At 58.0% G+C, this 22,241-nt stretch carries 16 protein-coding genes; 6 read left to right on the top strand and 10 right to left on the bottom strand.

Annotated elements, in window-relative coordinates:
* Window positions 1–90 precede the first annotated feature (90 nt).
* From crtI (VGU25_02760) to VGU25_02740, 5 genes are read left to right on the top strand one after another with little or no spacing between them, the layout of a single operon-like run.
* Window positions 91–1,635: a phytoene desaturase family protein gene (gene crtI / locus VGU25_02760; protein ID HEV2576110.1), complete on the top strand. Its 1,545-nt coding sequence runs from the start codon at window positions 91–93 to the stop codon at window positions 1,633–1,635.
* Window positions 1,632–3,497: an aldehyde dehydrogenase family protein gene (locus VGU25_02755; GenBank protein HEV2576109.1), complete on the top strand. Its 1,866-nt coding sequence runs from the start codon at window positions 1,632–1,634 to the stop codon at window positions 3,495–3,497. The genes crtI (VGU25_02760) and VGU25_02755 overlap by 4 nt, the downstream gene beginning before the upstream one ends.
* Entirely contained in the window at window positions 3,494–5,002 is a 1,509-nt protein-coding gene (crtI, locus tag VGU25_02750; GenBank protein ID HEV2576108.1) for a phytoene desaturase family protein, read from the top strand. The genes VGU25_02755 and crtI (VGU25_02750) overlap by 4 nt, the downstream gene beginning before the upstream one ends.
* The gene (locus tag VGU25_02745; protein ID HEV2576107.1) at window positions 4,999–6,069 is read left to right on the top strand and encodes a glycosyltransferase; all 1,071 of its coding nucleotides are present in this window, start codon (window positions 4,999–5,001) and stop codon (window positions 6,067–6,069) included. The genes crtI (VGU25_02750) and VGU25_02745 overlap by 4 nt, the downstream gene beginning before the upstream one ends.
* A complete protein-coding gene (locus tag VGU25_02740) occupies window positions 6,066–6,542 on the top strand; it encodes a hypothetical protein (protein ID HEV2576106.1) in 477 nt (158 codons plus the stop codon). Before VGU25_02745 ends, VGU25_02740 begins: the two co-directional genes overlap by 4 nt.
* A 370-nt stretch (window positions 6,543–6,912) precedes the next feature.
* Here the strand turns inward: VGU25_02740 and VGU25_02735 are convergent, their stop codons facing one another.
* From VGU25_02735 to VGU25_02710, 6 genes are all read right to left on the bottom strand, one after another.
* The gene (locus VGU25_02735; protein ID HEV2576105.1) at window positions 6,913–8,757 is read right to left on the bottom strand and encodes a S8 family peptidase; all 1,845 of its coding nucleotides are present in this window, start codon (window positions 8,755–8,757) and stop codon (window positions 6,913–6,915) included.
* Between the two features lie 175 nt (window positions 8,758–8,932).
* Window positions 8,933–9,802, bottom strand: coding sequence for an ABC transporter ATP-binding protein (locus VGU25_02730; GenBank protein HEV2576104.1), 870 nt, complete (start codon window positions 9,800–9,802; stop codon window positions 8,933–8,935).
* Window positions 9,799–11,442 (bottom strand): ABC transporter substrate-binding protein, encoded by a 1,644-nt coding sequence (locus tag VGU25_02725; protein HEV2576103.1) that lies wholly within the window; start codon window positions 11,440–11,442, stop codon window positions 9,799–9,801. The genes VGU25_02730 and VGU25_02725 overlap by 4 nt, the downstream gene beginning before the upstream one ends.
* 1 nt (window position 11,443) lies before the next feature.
* Window positions 11,444–12,232 (bottom strand): ABC transporter permease subunit, encoded by a 789-nt coding sequence (locus tag VGU25_02720; protein ID HEV2576102.1) that lies wholly within the window; start codon window positions 12,230–12,232, stop codon window positions 11,444–11,446.
* Window positions 12,229–13,083, bottom strand: a complete 855-nt coding sequence (locus tag VGU25_02715) for an ABC transporter permease subunit (GenBank protein HEV2576101.1) — start codon at window positions 13,081–13,083, stop codon at window positions 12,229–12,231. The genes VGU25_02720 and VGU25_02715 overlap by 4 nt, the downstream gene beginning before the upstream one ends.
* Window positions 13,080–14,591, bottom strand: a complete 1,512-nt coding sequence (locus VGU25_02710) for an HD domain-containing phosphohydrolase (protein HEV2576100.1) — start codon at window positions 14,589–14,591, stop codon at window positions 13,080–13,082. Before VGU25_02710 ends, VGU25_02715 begins: the two co-directional genes overlap by 4 nt.
* 1,298 nt (window positions 14,592–15,889) lie before the next feature.
* Between VGU25_02710 and VGU25_02705 the strand changes: the two genes are divergently transcribed.
* The gene (locus VGU25_02705) at window positions 15,890–17,959 is read left to right on the top strand and encodes an alkaline phosphatase D family protein (GenBank protein HEV2576099.1); all 2,070 of its coding nucleotides are present in this window, start codon (window positions 15,890–15,892) and stop codon (window positions 17,957–17,959) included.
* A gap of 211 nt (window positions 17,960–18,170) precedes the next feature.
* Here VGU25_02705 and VGU25_02700 read toward each other — a convergent pair whose 3' ends face one another.
* The 4 genes from VGU25_02700 to VGU25_02685 form a co-directional block, all read right to left on the bottom strand.
* Complete coding sequence (locus VGU25_02700) at window positions 18,171–18,629, bottom strand: hypothetical protein (GenBank protein HEV2576098.1); 459 nt, start codon at window positions 18,627–18,629, stop codon at window positions 18,171–18,173.
* Between the two features lie 128 nt (window positions 18,630–18,757).
* Window positions 18,758–20,122 carry a hypothetical protein gene (locus tag VGU25_02695; GenBank protein ID HEV2576097.1) on the bottom strand — a complete coding sequence of 455 codons (1,365 nt, stop codon included), beginning with the start codon at window positions 20,120–20,122 and terminating at the stop codon, window positions 18,758–18,760.
* Entirely contained in the window at window positions 20,122–21,612 is a 1,491-nt protein-coding gene (locus tag VGU25_02690; GenBank protein HEV2576096.1) for an alkaline phosphatase family protein, read from the bottom strand. Before VGU25_02690 ends, VGU25_02695 begins: the two co-directional genes overlap by 1 nt.
* Before the next feature lie 352 nt (window positions 21,613–21,964).
* A partial coding sequence (locus tag VGU25_02685) for a DNA gyrase C-terminal beta-propeller domain-containing protein (GenBank protein HEV2576095.1) occupies window positions 21,965–22,241 on the bottom strand: 277 nt, incomplete at its 5' end.

Here is a 22,241-nt window from a genome sequence, read left to right as displayed (position 1 = left end):
GAGTCCGTTATCTTGCATACCAGTCAAATGATTGCGTGGCGACGATCCGCCGGCGTTCAATGGCTCTCCCCTGACAACTAATGTGGGCTCATGAGCGGCTACCAGCCATGGTCCAAGAAACACATCATCATCGTAGGTGCGGGGCCCGGTGGCCTGGCGAGTGCAATGCTTCTTGCGCAGCGTGGCTTCCGTGTGCAGGTCTTTGAGAAACAGCACACCATCGGAGGACGTAACGCCAGGGTCACGCTGGGCGAGTACAGCTTTGATCTTGGGCCCACTTTCCTCATGATGAAGTTCCTTCTCGACGAACTCTTCGCTGAGGGAGGGCGCAGGTCAAGCGACTATCTCCAGTTTCGCAGGCTGGATCCGATGTACGCGCTGACCTTTCCGGACAAGATCATGCGCGCCCGATCCGAACCGGACGCGATGAAGGCTGAGATCGAGCGCCACTTTCCCGGAGAGGGAGCGAGCTTCGACTGCTTCATTGAGCGCGAGAGTCTGCGCTTCAAGAAGCTTTATCCGTGCCTGCAGAAGCCCTACGGCACACTTGCGAGCCTCATCAGTCCAACTCTTCTCGGCGCCGTACCGCACGTCGCCCTTGGACGCTCTCTGCACAACGTGCTCGCCGATTACTTCCGGTCCGAGGAGCTGCGACTGGCATTCACGTTTCAGTCTAAGTATCTGGGCATGTCACCGTGGGATTGTCCCGGACTGTTCACAATGATTCCCTACACGGAGCACGCTCATGGCGTTTACCACGTGATGGGAGGTCTGTCGAGAATCAGCGAAGCCTTCGCCGAAGTGGCGCGCGAGGAAGGAGCTGAGATCCACGTCTCTACTCCAGTCAAGCGCATCCTTCTCGATGGTCGCCGGAGTTGCGGAGTCGAGTTGGAGAATGGTGAAAAAATCTTATGCGATGACGTAGTTATCAACGCCGACTTCGGCCACGCGATGAGCACGTTGTTCGAGAGCGAGCGCCTTCGCTCACGCTATCGGCCCGATCAGTTGAGGAAGCAGCGCTTCTCCTGCTCAACCTTCATGATGTACATAGGTCTCGATCGGAAGTACAACGTTGACCATCACACAATCATCTTTGCCAAGAACTACAAGAAGAACATCGAGGCTATCACCAGAGGGCAAGCGAGCTTTGAGGATATGTCGCTTTATATCCGGAACTCCGCAGTTACCGACCCATCCTCGGCACCTGAGGGTCACTCGGCCGTCTACGTTCTCGTTCCGGTCGCTAACAACACCAGCGGGATCAACTGGACAGAGCAGAAGGAGAAATGCCGGGAATACGTTCTCAGAACACTTCGCGAACGGACAGCCTTTGGCGACATTACGCCGCACATTAGACAGGAAATGATCATCACTCCCGAAGACTGGGAGCACAAGCACTCCGTATTTCTGGGCGCCACCTTCAACATGGCGCACAGCTGGAATCAGATGCTTTACATGCGCCCTCATAACGAATTCGAAGAGTTTTCGAATTGTTATCTCGTTGGAGGTGGGACGCATCCAGGCAGTGGTCTGCCAACCATTTTCGAGTCCGCCCGAATCGCAGCGAATCTGCTCTGCCAAAAGTACGAGATTCCACATCCGGTGGCTAAGCCGCTGGAGCTGGCACACGCATGACCCCGCTCACGGCAAGCCGAATTCTACTCCGCGCACGAGAGGCGCAGCGGGATTGGGCCGCGCTGAAGGTATCCAGAAAGTGCAAGATGCTTCGACGTCTCCGGCGTGAGATTGCGGCCAGCGCCGAACAAATCGCAGGCACCATTGCAGCGGAAGTAGCTAAGCCTGCTCTTGATGCGCTCTCAGGAGATGTTCTGGTCACGCTAGAGCATCTTCGGTACTACGAACGCCATGCGGTGCGAATTCTTCGCAAAGAACGAGTAGGCAAGCCATGGATCTTCTTCCGCGGATCACAATTCGAGAGTTATCCGGAACCTCACGGCGTAGCTCTCATATTCGGCGCCTCTAACTACCCCTTCCAACTATCCGTAATACCACTTGCGACGGCTCTTGTTGCTGGAAATGCCGTGGTGCTTAAGTGTTCTGAACGCACTCCTGCAACGGCATCGGTCATCGCACACCTTTGCGAGCGTGCCGGGCTGCCGAGAGGACTTGTGCAGGTTCTGTGTTCCGGACCAGATGAAGCTGCGGCGCTCATCGACGCTCGGCCAGACTTTATCTTCTTTACCGGGAGCAGCGCAAACGGCCGCGCGGTAGCTGAGCATGCAGCGAGGAATCTGATTCCTTGCGCTCTCGAACTGGGCGGCAAAGACGCCGCAATCGTATTCGCAGACTGCAATCTCAAACGCGCCATCGAGGGCATCACCTACGGTGCGTTTTCGAACGACGGACGCGTGTGCGTTGCTGTCAAGCGCGTCTATGTCGAGACCGGCATATATGCCGGCTTCCTTGAATGTTTCAAGGATCGCTTGAAGCGCCTCAATGTTGGCCCAGATCTCGGAGCCGATCTCTGCCCCGAGCCGGGCGGATTCTCGATCTGCTTGCAACAACAGATCGAGGATGCGCTGGCCCGCGGTGCCATCCTTGAGTTTCCAGAGCAAGCGGAAAAGCTTACTGCCGGTCCTGTGGTGCTCTCGAATGTTCCTCGGGAAGCCCGTATCCTCCTCGAAGAATTGTTTGGCCCTGTTGTCTGCGTTTCTTCGTTCCAAGATGAAGAAGAAGCAGTAGCGCTCGCAAACGCCAGCGAGTTTGCATTGAGCAGTAGCGTGTGGACGAGCGATCGCAAGCACGGCCGCAAAGTCGCGTCGCAACTCTCGTCCGGCAGCTGCGCCGTCAATGACGTAATCCGTGTGATTGCAAACCCGTTCGCACCTTTTGGCGGCAATCGCTCGAGCGGCTACGGGCGCTATCACGGCCCGGAAGGGCTCCGTACGTTTTCGCGGGTTAAGACTGTCATGATCTCGAATGACAGCGCAGCGCGGGAGATCCATTGGTTTCCGTTCGCAGAAAAGATAACTCGTCAGCTTGCGTCGGTCATCCGGCTGCGGCACGGGGGATTCCGTTCGTTCGCGCGCTTTTCCATATTGCTATCGCTGATCTTTTCAGCGTTTTTAGCGGTCGCGTGGGCGGGACGGACAGGCCCGGAAACTCATTTTTCAGTACGCGTCAGCCTGGCGCCCGGCGCACACGGCGAGCTGGCGTACCTGATCTTTGCTTCAGCAAACGGCTTCCCAAGTGACCGCGATAAAGCTGTCCGCCGCGGTTTTCTTCCGATTGCAAATCGCTCGCAAATGATCGAGTTCAGCACGGATCTTCCCGCCGGCACGTACGCTGTGAGCGTCTACGAAGATCTGAACGGAAATCACAAGTTGGATCGCAACTTTTTAGGAATTCCGCGCGAACCGGTGGGTGTCTCCAACAATCCGCCTGCTCGCCATGGCGCGCCACGATTTGAGGAATGCTCGTTCCGGCTGAGTGGAGCCAACCAGACGATATCCATCACGGTGGTTCCAACAGCATGATGAACAATCAAAAGGTCATCGTAATTGGCGCCGGCTTGGGCGGAATGTCCGCAGCCATTATGTTGGCACGCAGTGGCGCTCAAGTAACCGTCCTGGAGAAGAACGCGCACGTCGGCGGCAAGTTGAATGTCCTCGAGACAAAAGGATTCAGTTTTGATCTCGGCCCTTCGATTTTCACGCTCCCACAGATATTTCGACCGCTGTTCGAAGGCGACGGGCAGACACTCGAAGATTACTTTTCCCTTCAGCGGGTCGATCCGCAGTGGCGGAACTTCTTCGAAGACGGGGTCGTGCTCGATCTTTGGGAAGATCGCGAACGCATGCGATACGAACTCGCTCGATTTGGCCCCACCGCATTCGAAGAGTACCAACGCTTCCTGGAATACTCGCGCCGTCAATACGACATCGTTGAGCGTGGATATCTGAGCCACGGATTCGACACCTTCGGTGAGTTCATGCGTTTCTACGGGTGGAAAGACGCGCGGGACCTCGACTTTCTGCACACAATGTCCGGCAGCATCCACAAGCGGCTGAGCAATAAGTACCTTCGCGACACATTCGAGTACTTCATCAAGTATGTGGGCTCTAGTGCGCTCGACTCGCCGGCTTTTATGAATCTCATGCCGAATATCCAGATGCAGTTCGGGCTCTGGTACGTCGCGGGCGGAATGTATCAACTCGCGCGCGCGTTTAAAAAGCGTCTCGATGAGACCGGCGTCGCGCTCTGCTTGAACCACGAGGTGCTGCGAATTACTCGCAATGGAAGGAAAGTGACTGGCGTGGAGGTTCGCAATGGCGACGGCACTTGCCGGATACTACCTGCCGACTATGTTGTCTCGAACATGGAAGTGATCCCCGCCATGCGGCGGTTGCTCGATATGCCCGATCAGGCCATGAAGAAGCTCGAGCGTTTCGAGCCTTCGTGCTCCGGCATCGTGCTGCATCTCGGGCTTGATCGCGTCTATCCGCAGCTCGCTCATCACAACTTTTTTTACTCGAACGATCTTCATGCTCACTTCCGCCGCGTTTTCCGCGAGAAGAAGCTGCCCGACGATCCGACGATCTACCTGGTAGCACCGACGCGCAGTGATCCGACGCAGGCACCGGTAGGATGCGACAACATCAAGATACTTCCGCATATTCCGCACGTTAATGAGCGGCATCCCTACACTCGACAGGATTATGTAGCGCTCAAGGAGCTCTGTCTCGACAAGCTGGAGCGTATGGGACTCACGGATCTGCGCCGCCACATTATTGTGGAAGACTTCTGGACACCTTTCGACATTGAAGAGCGCTACAACTCTAATCGCGGATCGATCTACGGCGTGGTGTGCGACAGGCGTCGCAACTTCGCGTTCAAAGCGCCTAAGCGTAGTAAGGAGTTCAGCAATCTCTTCTTCGTGGGCGGAAGCGTGAATCCGGGCGCAGGGATGCCTATGGTTGCGCTCAGCGGACAGTTGGTAGCGAAGACCATACTTGAGGATGCAGCGGAGCGACACTCGTGATCGTGCCACTAATCATTGCGGTGGTTGGACTCAGCGCGGGATTTTTCTTGATACGGAGGGTACCCGTGTGTCCACCAGCGTGCGCGTACGACGCACCGGGGTTATCGATCGTCATTCCCGCTCGCAATGAGGAACGGAACCTGGCCCGATTGCTAGCCTCGCTTCCGGCGGCCGGAGCACCTCCACTTGAAGTCCTCGTCGTTGACGATGAATCTACAGATGAAACCGCGGCTATAGCAGAGGCCCTAGGCGCGAAGGTGGTGCGATCCAAGCCTTTACCACCCGGCTGGACGGGAAAAGCGTGGGCCTGTCAGCAAGGAGCAGAAGGTTCGTCGGGCAGGATACTGCTGTTTCTTGATGCAGACACATACCTGCGACCGGGCGGCCTTGATCGCACGCTCTCACTGTGGTCTCGTTACCGCGACCCCCGCCTTGTGTTTTCAATCCTGCCGTATCACGAGACGAGAGCAGAGTATGAGCAACTCTCGCTGGTTTTCAACATCCTGATGGCTGCGGGTGCCGGCGGATTCGGAGTTCGCGTTGTGCCTCGCCTCTTCGGGCAGTCGCTGCTGATCGATAAGTCGACGTACTTTGCTGCAGGAGGACATTCCGCGGTACGCGATGTCATCCTCGAGAACCTGCGGCTCTCGAGCAGAATTCAGGAATCCGGCGGACGCATTCTCTGCTTCGGCGGCCGCGGAACAATGCACATGCGAATGTTCCCTGACGGGATGCGTCAGATGTCGGAGAGCTGGGCCAAAGCATTCGTGCAGGGCGCCGCTGCCTCAGGTCAAGGCGTTGTTATGTACTCCATCGTCTGGATCTCAGCACTCTGGAGCGTCGTCCTGATGATCGGATTCGATGTCGCGAATCGCGGCGCCTTGTTGATGATCTATCTTCTGCTTGCGTTGCAGCTCGCGTGGCTGGCGCGGCAGTTCGGGAGCTACCGGCTCCTCACGTGTCTCATCTACCCTGTCCCGCTCAGCTACTACTGTGCGGTATTCAGTCGGTCTGCATTGCGACGCATGTTAAAGCAAAAATCGGTGTGGCGAGGGCGGGAGGTATGAACCCAGGAGCATGGATCGCGAACGTGCTTGGTTGGCCGGCGATTCACCTTCTCATTGGCAGCGCTGCCGTTCGCATCCCGGACGAGTTCTTCGCACACGATACATGGCTCACGGCGCCGAGACACTGGGAGCGAGACGGCAGGATTTACCGCGACGTGTTCGCCATCCGCAAGTGGAAGCGCCTTTTGCCAGACGGTGCGCCCTGGATTGGCGGCGTAGCAAAGACGGGGCTCTTTGCGTGGAACCACAAACAGGTTCTCAGGTTTCTTGCCGAGACGCGTCGCGCAGAGATCGCCCATTGGTGCATGCTCGGGTTCTTGCCGCTTTTTCTGCTGTGGAATCCACTCTGGGCGCGAGTGGTGATCATCTCCTATGCGTCGGCAGCGAATCTGCCGTGCATCCTCGCGCAACGCTATAACAGGATCCTACTTGCTCGTTTCGCACGCACAAGTTCTTTTACTGCACTCTCATGACTTCGCTGGATCCAAAACAGAGCATTGCCCGGCGGACCAGACGGTACGTACTCCATCTTTCGTGCACTTGGGGGGGGGAATCCGGGAAGTGGCACTACGTCGGGCACATACGCCCGTGGGTACCAAGCACCCGGCAAGGGGCGAGGCCGCGGGAGCACGACTTCGGCGACGAGTTCGAACTAGTCGAAGCCGTAAATCCCCTTCTCCCGCAGGGTTCTGATGTGCGAGATGTCTTGGCTCACATTGAGAGCCATGAGGGCTTCTTATATCTGTTACACCTCACTGCGGAGCAGGCGGCAAGGCTGGGGTGGCGAGAGTGAGCCCTATTACTTGAGCTATAGTGGCGAACTCTGATCGGCCAACTGGCCGATCAGAATTGGAGTGGCACTGACGAGGCGTCGGTTCCGGTCTTGCCCCATAAAGCCGTTTCGGCTTCGGGGGAACCTTTGCCCCAAAGAGCCGTCTTACCCCACAGAGCCGTGGCGCCATCAGGGTCGTCGTTGGTCCACAGCGGGGTTACGCCCCACATCGCGGCGGAATCTGTTCCAGAGAGAAACGCATTGCCGGCGTAGACGCTGGATGCCGACCAAGGCCCGGAGTTCGTCCAAAGCGCGCTTGGATCAGTAATGGCAGTGATATTGCCGGTCGACGTGTTGTAGGTTGCGATCGGTGACATGGCGGTGCCCGACGGCACCGAGCCATTCTTCACGAGCGCAGCCTGGATTGTTTTGTCGATGTCGAGATAGCCGGCGCCGACGGTGAACACATCGTAATTCGCGACGTAGTTCACTCCATCAGCCGAGACACTGCTGGTAACCGGGAAATAGCTGCGGTCGGCGTTGGCCATGAGCAGAGCCTTGGCCTGATCCGGGGTCAGCTTCGGGGCGGCCTGCAACAGATCGGCAATGGCACCGGAAGCCACAGCTGCTGACATGCTGGTGCCGCTCATCGCGAAATAGGATGATGACGGGCTGTTCGCGCCGTGGGTCTGGTAGAAGGAATACAACGTGTAGAAACCGGGATTATCGGTAGCGAGCGGATCGTTCGCGAATCTGAGGCTGGTAACCATGTTGCCCGGCGCAACGATGTCCGGCTTCACTGTGTGGTCAATGAACGCAGGACCCTTAGAGCTGTAACTTGCAATGACGTCGTCATTGATTTGCGGCGTGAGATTGGTGTTCATCGCGCCGACCGTCAAGACATACGGATCGTTGCCGGGCGCGTCGATGGTGCCGTAGCCTTCAGGATTCAGCGTCAGGTCGCGACCATCATTGCCTGCCGCGACCACCACCACGATGCCGGCCTTCCAGGCTTTCTCCACGGCCTGGCAAAGAGGGTCCAGTGTGAAGCTCTCATAGATCGGGCGCCCAATCGAAAGATTGATGACGCGGATGTTGTACTTGCTCTTAAGAGAGATCGCCTGACCGATCGCGCTAATCACTGCCGAATCGGTTCCCGCGCCATTCTGATCGAGGACCCGCAGGTTGATGATGTTGGCGTTGGGAGCGGAGCCGCGGAAGGTGCGGAAATATTGCGAGCCCGTAGACGCAGCGCCGTTTCCGGCGATGAGGCCCGCGACTAACGTGCCGTGTCCGTAGTGATCCAGCGCATCGTTTTGACCCGGCACGAAATTCTGGCTGTACACGATCCTGCCGGTGGCATAAGGAGGCGCCTCGGTCGACGAGAACAGCGGCTCGGACAGAATGGCAGTGCCCAGCATGAGTGAGGGGGTCAGGTTGAGATCGGGCACCGGTGTGATTCCACTATCAATCACGGCCACACCGACGTTCGTTCCCTGATAGCCCGCGTGCCACACCGCAGGTGCGTTGATGGGCTCGGTCGTGTATTCGGCGCTGGGGATCGACACAACCTGGCGCGCGCCGACCGTCCGGTCGGGCGATATGTATTTCACGTTTGGATCAGCGGCAATGCTGTTGAGATTGCTGTAGGGAACGACCTCCACGACGGCATCGACGATCCCGAGCACCGTTTTGACCAAGCCTCCAACAAGGCCGAGCACGCCGCCCAGCAGCCCACCTTCACCAGCAGAAGGCGGCTTGTAGTACTGCACGATTACCTGGACATTTCCGGAGGTCGGGTTCGCCGCCAGATCAGGCGATATTTTGCTGTTTGTGGTCTGCGCGTCGACAGAGGTCGAGCCCACAATCGCAATCGTTAACCCAAGGACAAGAATCGAACGAAGCCTCGAATTCAAGATGGTTACCTCCCGCCAGGTCGTCTCACAGTTGCTGGCTCACGTGGGTACGAAGTTGTGACGGCAAGAGGGCCGTTCAACTTGAAATACCCCTGTGTTCACGCAACTTTAGTGGGGGGGGATCTACAACCTCAATGACCCCTTCGTTGTAACCAGAGTGGGTCACATTATCGACTTAGGTAACGAATTGCGAGAGCGCTTTGGTACGGAAATGCTCTTCTGCATAGCTACCTTTTCGTACAGGTCGGCTACGGTAACTCAGTAAAACGGAAGGAGGCACGGGGAGCGTCGATAAGAGATTGAGGGTGGCGGGGTGCCGAGCGGCAGCGAGCTGGTGAACAGGCAGCGTCTCCACAATCGCCCCGGATTCGAGCACAGCGATCCGGTCGCAAATCCTGAGCACAGAGACCAAGTCATGCGAGACATAGAGAAGCGTGGCGCCGTGATTGCGGCTCAATCCCTTGAGCAGGTCGACGATTTGGGCTTGCGTTACAGGGTCGAGTGCGCTGGTGGGTTCGTCGGCAATAATCAGCGCCGGGGAGTGCAGCAGCGCGAGTGCAATAAGTACGCGCTGGGCCTGGCCAACGCTAATCTGCGATGGCCGCCGGCGCAAAAATTCCGGGTCCGATGGCAGTTGGACCTCGTCGAAAAGCCTCTGCACGCGCGCCGAGAATTCTGCACTCCCATTCTTCTCATGCGCTCTCCATGCTTCGCGGAAGTGATTCTCAAGACTGATTGCAGAGTTGAGCGCGGTCATGGGGCTCTGCGGAATCAAGGCAAGTTGACGACCACGCAGTTCGCGCAGTCTGCCCTCGGAGAGTTGAAGCAGGTCTTGTCCGTCAAGGACGATCTGGCCGGTGACTCGCCCACCACGCCAGGGCAGCAGGCCTAGCAGCGACAGGACCAGCGTGCTCTTCCCCGCGCCGCTGGTGCCGACGAGTCCCAACACTTCACCGCGATGAAGATCGAAGTCGATGTCGTGCAGGACGGACTTGTCGCCATAACTGGCGCGAAGCCGCACACGCAGAAGAGGCTGGGTGCTCATCGCGAACTCCGCAGCCGAAGATACTCAGCATTCCAGATCAGTTCCGGTTCGAGCACTGCGGGCTGCACGCCTTCAATGCGCGGTGAGACCGCAACTAGAACATTGGGATAAACGAGGTAGATGAAAGGCTGCTGATCGGCGACGATCTGCTGCACACGATCGACAGCCTGCTTACGGACCGGATCTTTCATGCTCGTGGCCTGCACGTTCATCTCACGGTCGATCTCTGCCTCCCACGGTGTTGCCGGCGCTTTTTCCGACGGGCTCCACTGATGGTTGGGCGAGGAGCTGAGCCATACGTTCATCATGGCGTTGGGGTCGGGCTCGACGTTCTCGAGTCCGAGCAAGCAGGCTTCATAGTCCTGGGTATGCATCAAGCGCTCGACAAGCGCGGGAAAGTCGAGTGCGACGACATTGACCTCCATGCCCAGTGCAGCAAGATCCTGCTGAATCAGAGTTGCCATTTTTTGCCGCGCGGCATTTCCGGCGTTGGTCAGGATTGAGAAGCGGACGGGGTGGCCTGCCGCATCTTCGAGCCGCGAGCCAGCCCAATGGAAGCCGGCGCGGGCGAGCGCAGCCTTTGCGGCTGAGATATCGGTGTGGGGCGCGGACAGGTTTCGGTTGTACCAGACCGCGTTAACCGGCGAGACAAAACCATAAGCCGGAGTGGCGTGGCCCTGATAGGCGATACGCGCCAGGTCGTCGCGGTGAATGGCCTCCGAAACAGCGACGCGAAACGCTCGTTGTTGAAACCAGGATCTCTCCCACGCAGGAAGCGGCGACGACGGCGACTGGTTGAACCACATCTGTTCGGTGTTCAGCGATGGGCCGAGGTCGCGCACTGTGGATGGAGCCTTCTTCTTCAGAAGCTCGAAGTAATCCGGTGGGATGTGATCGATGAGGTCGTATTCGCTGCGCAGGAAGAGCCGGGTCTCCTGCTCGGGATTGTTGAGGATGTCGAGGCGTACGCCGCTTGCGTATGGAATGGAGAGACCGTTCGAGCCCTTTTCCCAGTAGTAAGGATTGCGGTGCAGGCGCACGTATTGCGACCGCAGGTAATCGGCCACGACGAACGGGCCGGAGGTGATCCGGCCTTCGCTGGGACGGTCGGCAGGTTCAATGGCGATCTCGTCGAAGACCTTGCCGATGCCAATCACTCGCTGGGGCAGATGAACGATGACCGTGGCTGGGTCGGGGGTTTCGACGGTGACGCCGCCCGCATTGATGAACTCATCTGCGACCGGAGCGGCCGTGGCCGGAAGCAGAACACGGCGTATAGACCAGGCCGCGTCGCGTGAAGTCAGGCTGCTGCCGTCAGAGAACCTGAGTCCGGATCGAACCTTGAAGACGATAGTCTTGCCGTCCCGCGAAAGGTCCCAACTTTGGGCGAGCTGCGGCTCCACACTTTGGGTAAGCCGATTGACGCGCAGCAGGACGCCGGCCGTGAGATAGCGAATCGTCTCCGAATCGAGGTCGTCGACTTTGGCGGGATCGAAGGTCTTCGGGTCGTAGCCAATGGTCCATGCGAGTTCGCCGGGCAGGCGCTGCGCGGCCTGGGCACCACACTTCGCGATCAGCGTGACGGCCGAGATCGCCAGGACGGCAGCGAACGAGACCGTGTGAATGCGAACGCGCCGCATCTCAGTTCTCCACCGCGACTGCTTCAAGCAGAAGCAGAACCACAACCAGCAGGGCAACGGGAAAATACACCCAATTGGATTGGAGCAGCATAGAGGAGTTGTCGAGTTCGAGCAGCATCCCTCCCCAGGACGGCAGCGGCTCACCGATTCCCAGCCCCAGGGCGCCAAGGTTCGCTTCGGCCATCACGAATGCGGGAACACAAACGAGAAACTGCGGCAGAAGCAGCGGCAGCAGGTTGGGTACAACATGGCGAACCACCTGAGGGCGCCGCAGTCCTGCCGCACGAGCTTGCAGCATCCATTCGGAGTTTTTCAGGTCGATTGCTCCCTGGTAGACCGCGCGGGCACATGCGGGCCAACCCAGAGCCGCAAGGACGAAAAACGTAATGGCTGCCGAATGGGCAGGCGACGTGTTCAGCGGCAGCGCAGAACGAACCATCATGAGCAGAAAGAGCCATGGGAGCGCGAGAAACACGTCGCAAGCGAGCATGAGGATCCAACCAAGGCCGCTCGCCGCGAAGGCTGCCAACGTCCCCACACCTGCGGCGGCGGCGGTCGTGACGGCTGCGGCAGCCAGCGCCCCGATCAGGCTGAGCAAGAGAGCAGCCGAGACGCGCACCAGGCGATCGCGTTCGAGAGCGTCGGTGCCAGCCGGGTGGCGCACGGAAGCAATGGCGAGAGGCTGGTCGCGATCCTGATGAGAATAGCTTGCGCCCGGTGCGGCGATGATCGCCGCTGCAATCAGAACAAGACCGAGAAGGAGCCAGGCCGGCAAGCGATGGAACTTCATGCGCACAGCTCCACCTTGCGGCTCGGCGCCATTCCAGAGCACGCAACCGCAATCGCCATCGTCAGCGTAACGGCCAGCAATACGGGAAGGTCGCGGTTGAGCGCGGCGTTCCATGCCAATTGGCCGAGCCCGGGTACGTTGAAGAGGACTTCGACGGGCACCAACGCACTCAGCGCCGTCACGATGGAGAGACTGGCAAGCGCGGCAAGCTGGGGAACGAACGCCGGCAAGAGGTGCGCCACAAGCAAGCGCCGCTGCCTGATCCCCTGGGCGCGCGCGTGCAACACATGCGGGTCAAGCCATGCCTTGCGCAATAGCCGATGGAGAAATTTGAAGTCGCGTGCTGCAATCAGGAGAGCCATCACGAGAACCGGACCGCCCTTCTCCGCCAGCAGACACAGAGTCGCCATGGCTGCGGTGGGCACCGCGAGTAAAAGCGTCCCTGGGGCCTGCCACAGCAGGGACGGCTCCTTTCCTGCGCTCGCAATAAGCGAAGCGCACAACGCCAGCGCCCAGCCAACAAGCAGCGAGCGCAGCAGCAGCTCTCCTGTAACTGCCAGGCGCGGGCGGATGAGTTCTAGGACCGGGACGTCAAATTGCCGCGAAATCCCGGCGCTCCCCCGGCTCATTCCCGTGATTTCGGTGCCGAGCATCTGCGTGATGGAGTGGCTTCGCGCGGCCTCCTCCGACAGTTCTGCACGAACTACGTGCGCGTAACGCGCGTCCATCTCACCCGGGTCGCTCAAGTATCCGGGAGCGTAGCGAACGAGAACGGTAGAGCCGATCATGACCAGGACAACGATGCCCAGCGTTCTGCCAAGCCACTTGATGATCGCGAAGATTCGCCTCATGACGCGTGTTCGACTTCAAGAATGGAGCCGTCCACTGCGTCCGAGTAAATTCCCTCCAATGCTGCATCCGTGTCTTGGGGCACATTCTGCATCGCCCATGCAAACTCCCGCGCGATCTCTTCAAGGACTCTCAGATGGTCTTTCGAATACGCCGATTGTTCGCGGGAATAAAGCGTGATCGCACCCATGACATCGCCGCTTGAACTCAACACGGGAGCTGAAAGTGCAGAACTGCGGCTTGTAAACAAGTCGGCTTCGATGAGAATGTTGGGTTCCACCGTGGGATTACCGTTGAGAATGCTACGTGCATTCTTCGTGACCCATCCCGATAGACCCTCTCCTATCGGAATCGGCTGCGTCGAGAATCCTTCGGCGCCAGGACCCTCGATGTACATCGCAATGATGCTTGCTTCTGACTTCAGATACACCGCAAAGCAATCGAAGGGAGTCACGGACTGCAAGACCTCAGCGATCGCCCTGCTTGCTCCGCGCAAACTACGCGACGCTGCCAACGCCTGTTTCAATTTGGCAATTGCCTGGGCTCGTTGATCGCTCGTGGCCGCCAGTCGCGGAGATTTGAACTGCAATATCGGCGAGGCGGATTCCAGCGCGACATGCTCCTGCTCAAATCCGGCGCTGGGCGCTGCGCCGCGCTCGATGACCAGGTCTGTGTCGAGCGGCATCATCTCTTCGATTTCCTGGTGCGCGCGCGCTTCAAGCTCTGGGTAATGTTCTTCCAACAGGCGAACGACTTCAGGGTCGAACTGAACGCCGGCTTTGCTCTTCAGGTATGCCAGAGCTTCCTCAACCGGCAATGCCCGGCGGTATGGCCGGTCCGAAGCAAGCGCATCGAAACAGTCGACCGCGGAAAGGATGCGCGCTCCGATCGGAATCTCTTCACCCTCCAGGCCATCCGGGTAGCCACTGCCGTCCCAAGCCTCATGATGCGACCGTACGATGGGAACGACCGGATACGGGAACCGTACGCGCTCCAGAATATCGGCGCCGACCACAGGGTGAATCTTCATCTTTTCGAATTCTTCCGGGGTCAGCCTGCCTGGCTTGTTAATGATGTGTTCAGGCACCGCCAGCTTGCCAATGTCATGCAGAGAGGCGGCCGTGGCCAGCGCCTTCATTTGCAGTGAGTCGAGGCCCATGATCTTGCCCAACTCGGACACGTAGACGCGCACCCGCATCAGGTGTTCGTGGGTGTTTTGATCCTTTGCCTCGACGGCCATAGCAAGGCCTTCGATGGTGCGCAAGTGCAAAGCCTCGATCTCAACAATGTGCTGCTCGCGATCGCGAATGATCGCCATCTGAGCGCGATACGCGCGGTAGACGGTGTAGACCATTGGAATAATCAGCAGCGATGTCATCCAGCCGAAGTGGATGCCAACAAAATCGGCTAGAAACGCCAGAATCGCGCCCACGACGTAAAACGGGAAATACCATGGGAATTCCTGGCCCCAGAGCTTGAAAGGCGAGGACTCCGACTCGCAAGAGAGCACCAGAGCCAACGGAACGGTATTCGCCAGGAAGTACGCTGTTGCCGCTATCGTGAGTGCGGGCGCGACTTCGCCGTGAACCACATGCAGCGACCGTGTATAGATGAAACATGCCAGCACCGTCGCCGTGGTAACGTTGGCCACGTTGAAGATAATCTGAACTACGGTGAATGACTTGACGACCTTGATCCGGCATTGCGCAATGACGCTCGCGACCGCCAAAGCGATGACCTGGAGCGGCGAAAGCTGAACGATACCGAGAAGGACAAACGGGAAGTTTACTGACATCGTCCCGTTGGTCTTGGGCATCGCGACCTTCATCCCCGAGCTGAGAAGTATCGCGAGAAGGTAGACGAAGAAATGCAGCCAGTGCCGACCCGGGGTTCCGCGCGCCGAGTAGAGACTGGCAGCGCCGGCAGTCACCACCGCGCATACAACCGCTTTGGACGGAAACGTCATTGCATACCCAACGGTCGATTACGACCGACGATTCAGCCGTTCCGTGCTCTTGAGCATCCTCACAGGAACAGAGAAGTCGTGGGCATAGGTGTAGGGGTTACTAAAGAAAAGGCCAATGCGACTTTAGTTCACCAATGACGCGGAGGTGGGATACCGCCGCTGAAAAACGAAGGAGATAACTCGCCCATGGCGAACTTAACGCCGCGAACGAGAGCAGTAAAGGAGTTAGCGGTGACTCCGCAAGACAGTAATGGGCCGGCCGGGGCGTTACAGTATTGGAGGCTTGAAGACGATAAGACGTTTCGTCGGATGGACGGCGCCGCAGTGAAGGCAGACAGCGGAAATCCAAGGCGGCCTTGGACAGCAACTGGACCCGCCCGCAATCCGCGGCTTATCGTAGCGGTTCTTGGAAAGCGCTCTCCCCGTACGTGGCGAACCTGCAGCGAGGCCATCCGGGCAGTCGATGCTCAAGTCCCTGTTCGAGAAGAAGTGAAGAGACTGCAGTATTGTGCCCGTTCTATTAAGCGGTTTATTGCCATCTACCTTGGAACCGATGTCCGCGCAGACGAGAGGAACAACCAATTAGATTTCTTGCCCCGGTCCCAATGGGGCGTTTGGCCCTGATGCGCGAACATTGCCCTCTCAGCTGTGGTGTAGCCGGTCTCTTTTCAAAGCGCTAGTAACAGCGGCGCGGCGACCGGAAGCTTTGGGAGCTTCTTTTTGAGTTTACTGGCTACGGCGGCGGTAAAGCGCCATTCAGCCTTGCATACATACCAGTCGTCACAATTTCAGCCATGTGCTGCCCGGACAAATAATAATCAGAAGCTCAACGGAGGATACTCATGTCGCGCATCGATCGCCGCGCGTTTCTCCAGGCAGCTCTGAGCGTCGGCGCCACGGCGGCGTGGGGCAATGGCGTCGCGCACGCATCGCGGGTTGCGTGGCGTGAGCAACGGACGATGTTCCCAGAGGGCGTCGCTTCGGGCGACCCGGACCATAGCAGCGTTCTGTTGTGGACTCGACGGCCTTACGCTGCAGGTGTTGCGCCGCGGACGCTGCATGTCGAAGTGGCCGAAGACCCTGCGTTCCGGCGGGTCGTGGTGAGCGCGGCAGCGCGAGTTTCGGTGGAGTCCGACTGGACGTGCCGCGTGTTGGCGGGTGGACTGAGGCCGGCGAGGGTGTACTGGTATCGCTTTACCGACAGCGAGGGAAATGGAAGTCGCGTGGGCCGAACGATTACTGCGCCGACAACCAATGATCCGCGCCCGGTCAACTTCGCCTTCATTAGCTGCCAGGACGTCAACGAAGGCAAGCTCAACGCCTACCGCCGCATGATCTTCGAGGACGAGCGGGCGGCGCCGGCCGACCAACTCGGTTTTGTCCTGCACCTCGGCGATTTCATATACGAGGTCGTCGAATACCCCGACGAAGTGAAGACACGCTACGACCGCACGATTTACGAGGTCGCGCGGATCCCCGATGGCGGCAAGGTCGGCCACTTCCACTATCCGCTGACGGTCGAAGGCTACCGCGCGATCTATCGCGGCTATCTTGCCGATCCAGACTTGCAGGATGCAAGGGCTCGCTGGCCGTTCGTGGCCATGTGGGACAATCACGAATTCTCCTGGCAGGGCTGGCAGAGCATCCAGCAGGCAGGTGGCCCAGAACGCCCGGGACAGAGCATCAAGATCGCCGCCAACCAGGCATGGTTCGAATATCTGCCCGCGCGCGTCGCTCCGCCGAGCGGATCACTCGAGACGTTCGGTCCGCCCCCGGTCAAGGATGTGCGGATCGAGCAATGGGATGAGAACGGCCTCGGCCTCGAGCCCAACAATCTCACGGCGATCAACAGCCTCATCGGCTATCGGTCCTACCGCTACGGTCGGCATCTCGATCTCATCATCACCGACCAGCATAGTTACCGCAGTGCAGATCCCTTCACCGACAAAGCTGTCGCCAGCTTTGGTCCGGAATTCACCGGCATGTACCCCGAGGATGCCGCCCAGATCTTTGATGGAGGCCGTACCTTCAATGGCGGCAACCCGCCGAACGAAATCTCCTTCAACGGCGCGCACGTTCCGAACACGCGAAAGGATGCGCCACCGCAAACGATCCTCGGCGCCACCCAGAAGACCTGGTTCAAGGACCAGCTACGCAAATCCAATGCGACCTGGAAGATTTGGGGCAATTCCGAAGGCGCGCCGGATTGGCGGAGCGACCCGCAAAACCTTCCGCCTGGACTCACAAAGGAGACATGGCCGAAGTCCACCTACGCCCTGATGAGTAGCGGCGACTATGGATCGGCTTATCGGGAGCGCGCCGAGATATACGACCTTGTGCGCGACGAGAAAATTACGGGCTTCGCGATTGTCTCCGGCGACCGGCACAGCTTCTGGGCGGGCTACGCAACGTCGGAGTTGCCGCCGGGCAAGTTCTATCCCGTAGGCCTGAGCTTCGTCGGCGCGTCGCTTTCGAGCGCTGGCACCATGGAAGCGCTCGAGCATGGTTTTCCGAAAGCCGATCCGCTTCGTCCGCTGTTCCTTGCCGATCGCCCCGGCGGAGGCAAACCCGACTGGACCTACAACATGCTGCTCAAGCACGGCGTCCGGTCGTGCCTTGAGTACGCGAAGAGCTTTGACCTGAAGCGCGCCCATGCCGCTTCGAACCCCGAACTCGCCCCACACCTCGAGTTCGTCGACCTTGGCGGCCACGGCTATGCAACGGTTCGGCTCACCGCGAATGAAATGCGCACCGAGTTCGTCTGCATCCCGCGGCCGATCACGCGCAGTGAACGCGCCGACGGCGGACCCCTTCGCTATCGCGTCGTGCATACCGCGCGGCTTTGGCGAGCGGGCGAAAGGCCGAAGCTCGTCCAGCAAGTGCTCGAAGGCGATATCGGCCTTTCCACTTAAGAATGCAACTGCGAAATTCACGTGCGGGAGTTCGCGGCTGCCGGCGCCTTGCAAATAAAGGACGGGTACCCCTCCCCCCGGTTTTTGTGCAAAGTCTTCAGAAGATGGGACTTAGGCTTGGACTTTTTGCGCAAAGTCTTGAATTGAGTTATAGGTAAAGTATTGGATTCAGGGAAGTTAACGGGTGGGGGGGGTCACTTTTTTCTGTTGGTTAGAGTTTGGGAAGGATCTGGGTGGCGAGGGACTTTTCGGCTGCCTGATTGGTCTGCTGGGTGGCGTCGGGGAGGGTGACGGTGAGGAGCAGCAGGTGGTTTTTGGTGAGGACATAGAGGGCTGACGAGGAGTCGTCGGGGGAGACGAAGAAGGCGTCGTCGCCGAGGCCGACGACGGGGGTGGGGTGGACGCCGGACTTCTCGAGGCTGGTGCGGGTGGTGCGGAAGTCGGCGGCGGGGCGGAGGGCGATGTAGACGCGGTCCTCGCCGTGGGCGTCGCCCCAGGTGCATTCGTTGGAGCCTTTGGCAACGCCCGGCTGGCCGGGCTCGACCGGCGAGTTGAGGACGGCTTTGATCTGGTCGGGGGTGAGGAGGGTGCAGGGGTCCTGCGGAGTTTGCGCGTGGGCGGTGGGGATGAGGACGGCTGCAGCGGCGAGCAGGAGAGTCGCGCGGATCATGGTGAGGCTCCGCAGAGGTTAGACGTGGGCGGAGCCGCAGCGAAGGTAGCCGTGTAGCCTGCCTTTCTCTGGCCCACTAAGCTTTTTTGGCGAAGCGGCGCAATGTCCCAATCAGCCAACACTGGAGCTTAAAAAACCTTTGCAAAATTGTATCCCCACCGGCCTCCGTGGCCTGCGCCCCACGCGTAGTAGGTTTGCGCCACAATACTGCCTTGTATGCGCAACGATGCTCCCGCTCCTGCGTCTTGCCGCAGGTGAGCTAAAGAAAGGTCGCCTGCGTTCTGGCCAACACCGCCCGCGTCGTAAAAGAGGTATACACCAAACGGATCCCATGCAACGAAATTCGACTCGAACTGAAGCAGCGCGGCATCACGTCCGCGAAACCGGTAATTGTCCCATCCACGCAGGGTGACGTTGTTGTCTATATCACTGCCACCCAATGTGGGTTGGAGATAGAACGGTACTTGGTTATTGGCTGGCGTTCCTGACAAGATGAGTCTGCTTCTAACATCAAACTGACCCAGATTGCATTCATCGGTCTGCTTGTTACTGTCCTGACAGAGCACATGATAGACAAATGGGTGTTGCGCCGGAACGAATGAGTTCCGCAGCCATGCTCGCAGATTGAGCTTTTCGTCGCCATCAAAACGAAATTGCCTAAATGCCAATTGCGATCCGTCGAGGGGATGATCCCACTGGACGGTCGCGTCGTTCTCGAACAGGAACTGCGATAATGGTTGAAGGTGTGGGGTCCCGCCTTTAGGCAATTTCTCGATTTCGTGACTAATACGTTTGAGAGCACGGGTTTGAAGACCGACGTTGGTCTCCAACATGGTGGGTTGATGATCTATTCCTGGAACTTGGCTGCTTGGCACATTGGCGGTGATGGCGGACGGATCGGATGACATAGGCAGATTCGTCGCCTGCACGCCGTTTTCGGCTACTAGCACAATATGATGAGAGATTGGCAATCGACCTGATAACTTTTCCCATGTGTCGTCTTCTGCGTAGACGTAGGCAGTAGCAGGAGCCCTTGAGCCAATTCCATAGAAGTACAGCGTCTTCACCGATTGGTGAGCTACCTGGAAATGAAATGCTGTTTGATGCCAATTCTTTTCTGTAGCGGATGCAAGCTTTGCCTCGTTACCGTCCGTTTCCGACGTGCGGAAAGGTAGGGACCAGACAATATCGCCACCTGTGTACCACGAATTATTCGTTGTGCCGGCGGCAGTGACACTGAGGTCGACCTCGTTGTCACTCTTGGTGCTTTTGAACGAATGCATAAGAACAAGCCCGAGGCCAAACCCGTTAGAGGGGGGCAAGGATGCGAGGGTGAAATGATAGTCATCCTGCGAAAGCAAGGCTTCCACACAGGCGATACGTTGATGGCCATCTTTGAAGAACTGCGGGCACGAGACCCCGATCGTCTGTGCATGGAGGAACGTGGCAAAAAGGACAGTGGAACCTAAGATCGCGTATGACAGTCGTCTCATTATTGACCTATAGCCTTTATCGCGTTCTTGGCTTCCTTGAGGTAATTCACTGCATCCTGGGCTGAGTAGATTTGATGGGTACTCTTGCTCAAATTAATGCCTTGTGTGTGGAGTGAGTACTCCATCGCTTGGGCCATTAGCATTGTGAGGTCCGTGGGCTTTCGGAGTTTTGGCGGTTGCTGAGCTGGAAGCTTGGGGACTCGAGTGCTTTTCGATAGAGCTTGGATGGTTTGGATGGTTCCAGGGCTCTGAGCCTGAGAGCCTCTGTGTGCTGCTGGAAGCACTTTCCGCCTAGCCGACAGCTGCATCGTCCCGTCTGACGCTACAACGTCGGGAAGTGCGGGTTTGTCAACCCTCATCTCGGTCAGATTCGCAATGTTGGCAAAGCTCGCCGCCTGCGCCTCTCTCCAATTGAACGGTTGCTTATCAAGGCAAAACAGTTCCCGAACGGTCTTGACAATCGAACAATGGTCAAACTGATCCGCGAGAATAGTTCCAGGCGCCAACCATGGCGACACGAAGACGGCCGGAACTCTGACCCCCAAGCGGTCGAAGCGGAACCCGAAATCCTTAGTGGGCGGTAGATCGGGCAAACCAGTGTTGTTCTGAAGAGTAGGCGGATACGCGTGATCGTAGAGGCCGCCATGCTCGTCGTAAACAATTAAGAGTAGGGTGTCCTCCCACAATGGGCTGTCCCGTATAGCGTTGTAGACCTCCGCGATAAGACTCTCGCCTTTGTCTACCGCGAAATCAGGGTGCTGGCTGTTGGCGTTCACTCCATCGTAGATCGGCTCGATAAATGTGTATTGAGGGATGACATTATCTTTACAGTCCTGAGCAAAGTCTCCTATGTCGAAGAATTTGTCTTGATGATGCATCAGATAAATGTTCGCCAATAGAATCGTAGAGCCGCTGCTGTAGATGCGGTACGTTGCATCTAGATTGTTGGGATCGTCGATAACTTCGAAAATCGTTCTGGCCTTTGCTGGCGCTGCGATTGCATCTTGCGTGATTGAGTCACCAGACCATGCGGCGTGCGCGAACAACCGGTTCGGAATGGTTGATGCTGGTAGCGATGAAAACCATTTGTCCGAAACTGCAAACTGCTTGGCCAGTGTCGATAGGATTGGCAGTGTACCTTCGTGAAAGCACTTCATCACAACTGCACCATGCACAGCGTCGTTGCTATCAGTTGCATAGTTCTGGACGAAGCCCTGCATTTTCTCCTGACCGTTGTCGGTGCCTTCGGCATTAGAAAATATCTGCCAGTTGATGTCGGGAAACTCGTGGCTTGGATCTGGAGTTAGATCATTCACGTTGCGGGCATCCGGACTGACCCTAATAGGTGTTCCCTCATCTGCGGCGGGATTAGTTTCGTCGCCGTTCAGTCCATCGATCGGATAGTCTTTTGCCTTCAGAAAACCGAGCATGTGGTCAAACGAGCGGTTTTCCATCATCAACACCACAAGGCGCTTGAAGGGGGTTGCCATAGCAGTCTCCTATTACTCAGCGGTTTAGTACTGCGGCGGATTAGTTGTTATGAATGCAGACAGATTAATACCACCCAAAGGCTTTATGGAAAACTTTTTTTCGAGACATACTGGTCATTTTGGATGACGTCTGCAGATACCTACCGCTCACTCATCGATCGCTATAATCGCGCTCACAACGAAATCAAAGGCTCGGGCTGAAGCCCGAGCCTTTGGTGTTATGGGGTGTCTTATGGCACGGCTGAAGCCGTGCCCCTTCAAGTTTGGTTGTGATCCGAAGGAGAGGCAGATGCCCTTCGGGAATGACAACAAAAAGAGCGCAGCCCTGAGGCTGCGCTCTTTGAAGCGGCGGTTACTGCACGAGGGTGCCGTTTTCGCCGTTGGTTTTGGGGTCTTCGGGTGGGATGACGGTGGCGCTGGCGACCTTGTCGTCGGCCTCGAGATTCAGGAGGCGGACGCCGGAGGTGGAGCGGCCGGCGGCGCGGACACTCTTGGTGTCGATGCGGATGATTTTGCCGAACTGGCTGATGACCATCATCTCGGTGGTGTCGTCGACGAGCTGGATGCTGACGACTTTGCCGACCTTGGAGTTGGCCTTCATGTTGATGACGCCCTTGCCGCCGCGCGAC

Source organism: Acidobacteriaceae bacterium (assembly GCA_035944135.1).
Classification (GTDB): domain Bacteria; phylum Acidobacteriota; class Terriglobia; order Terriglobales; family Acidobacteriaceae; genus Granulicella.
The sequence above is the reverse complement of the archived record's forward strand: the minus strand, read 5'-3'. Positions and strand labels throughout refer to the sequence as shown.

Bases quoted from the DNA above. Each gene is read 5' to 3' on its own strand.
- crtI (HEV2576110.1), top strand. From the start codon at position 91: ATGAGCGGCTACCAGCCATGGTCCAAGAAACACATCATCATCGTAGGT.
- VGU25_02755 (HEV2576109.1), top strand. From the start codon at position 1,632: ATGACCCCGCTCACGGCAAGCCGAATTCTACTCCGCGCACGAGAGGCG.
- crtI (HEV2576108.1), top strand. From the start codon at position 3,494: ATGATGAACAATCAAAAGGTCATCGTAATTGGCGCCGGCTTGGGCGGA.
- VGU25_02740 (HEV2576106.1), top strand. From the start codon at position 6,066: ATGAACCCAGGAGCATGGATCGCGAACGTGCTTGGTTGGCCGGCGATT.
- VGU25_02730 (HEV2576104.1), bottom strand. From the start codon at position 9,802: ATGAGCACCCAGCCTCTTCTGCGTGTGCGGCTTCGCGCCAGTTATGGC.
- VGU25_02725 (HEV2576103.1), bottom strand. From the start codon at position 11,442: ATGCGGCGCGTTCGCATTCACACGGTCTCGTTCGCTGCCGTCCTGGCG.
- VGU25_02720 (HEV2576102.1), bottom strand. From the start codon at position 12,232: ATGAAGTTCCATCGCTTGCCGGCCTGGCTCCTTCTCGGTCTTGTTCTG.
- VGU25_02715 (HEV2576101.1), bottom strand. From the start codon at position 13,083: ATGAGGCGAATCTTCGCGATCATCAAGTGGCTTGGCAGAACGCTGGGC.
- VGU25_02705 (HEV2576099.1), top strand. From the start codon at position 15,890: ATGTCGCGCATCGATCGCCGCGCGTTTCTCCAGGCAGCTCTGAGCGTC.
- VGU25_02700 (HEV2576098.1), bottom strand. From the start codon at position 18,629: ATGATCCGCGCGACTCTCCTGCTCGCCGCTGCAGCCGTCCTCATCCCC.
- VGU25_02695 (HEV2576097.1), bottom strand. From the start codon at position 20,122: ATGAGACGACTGTCATACGCGATCTTAGGTTCCACTGTCCTTTTTGCC.
- VGU25_02690 (HEV2576096.1), bottom strand. From the start codon at position 21,612: ATGGCAACCCCCTTCAAGCGCCTTGTGGTGTTGATGATGGAAAACCGC.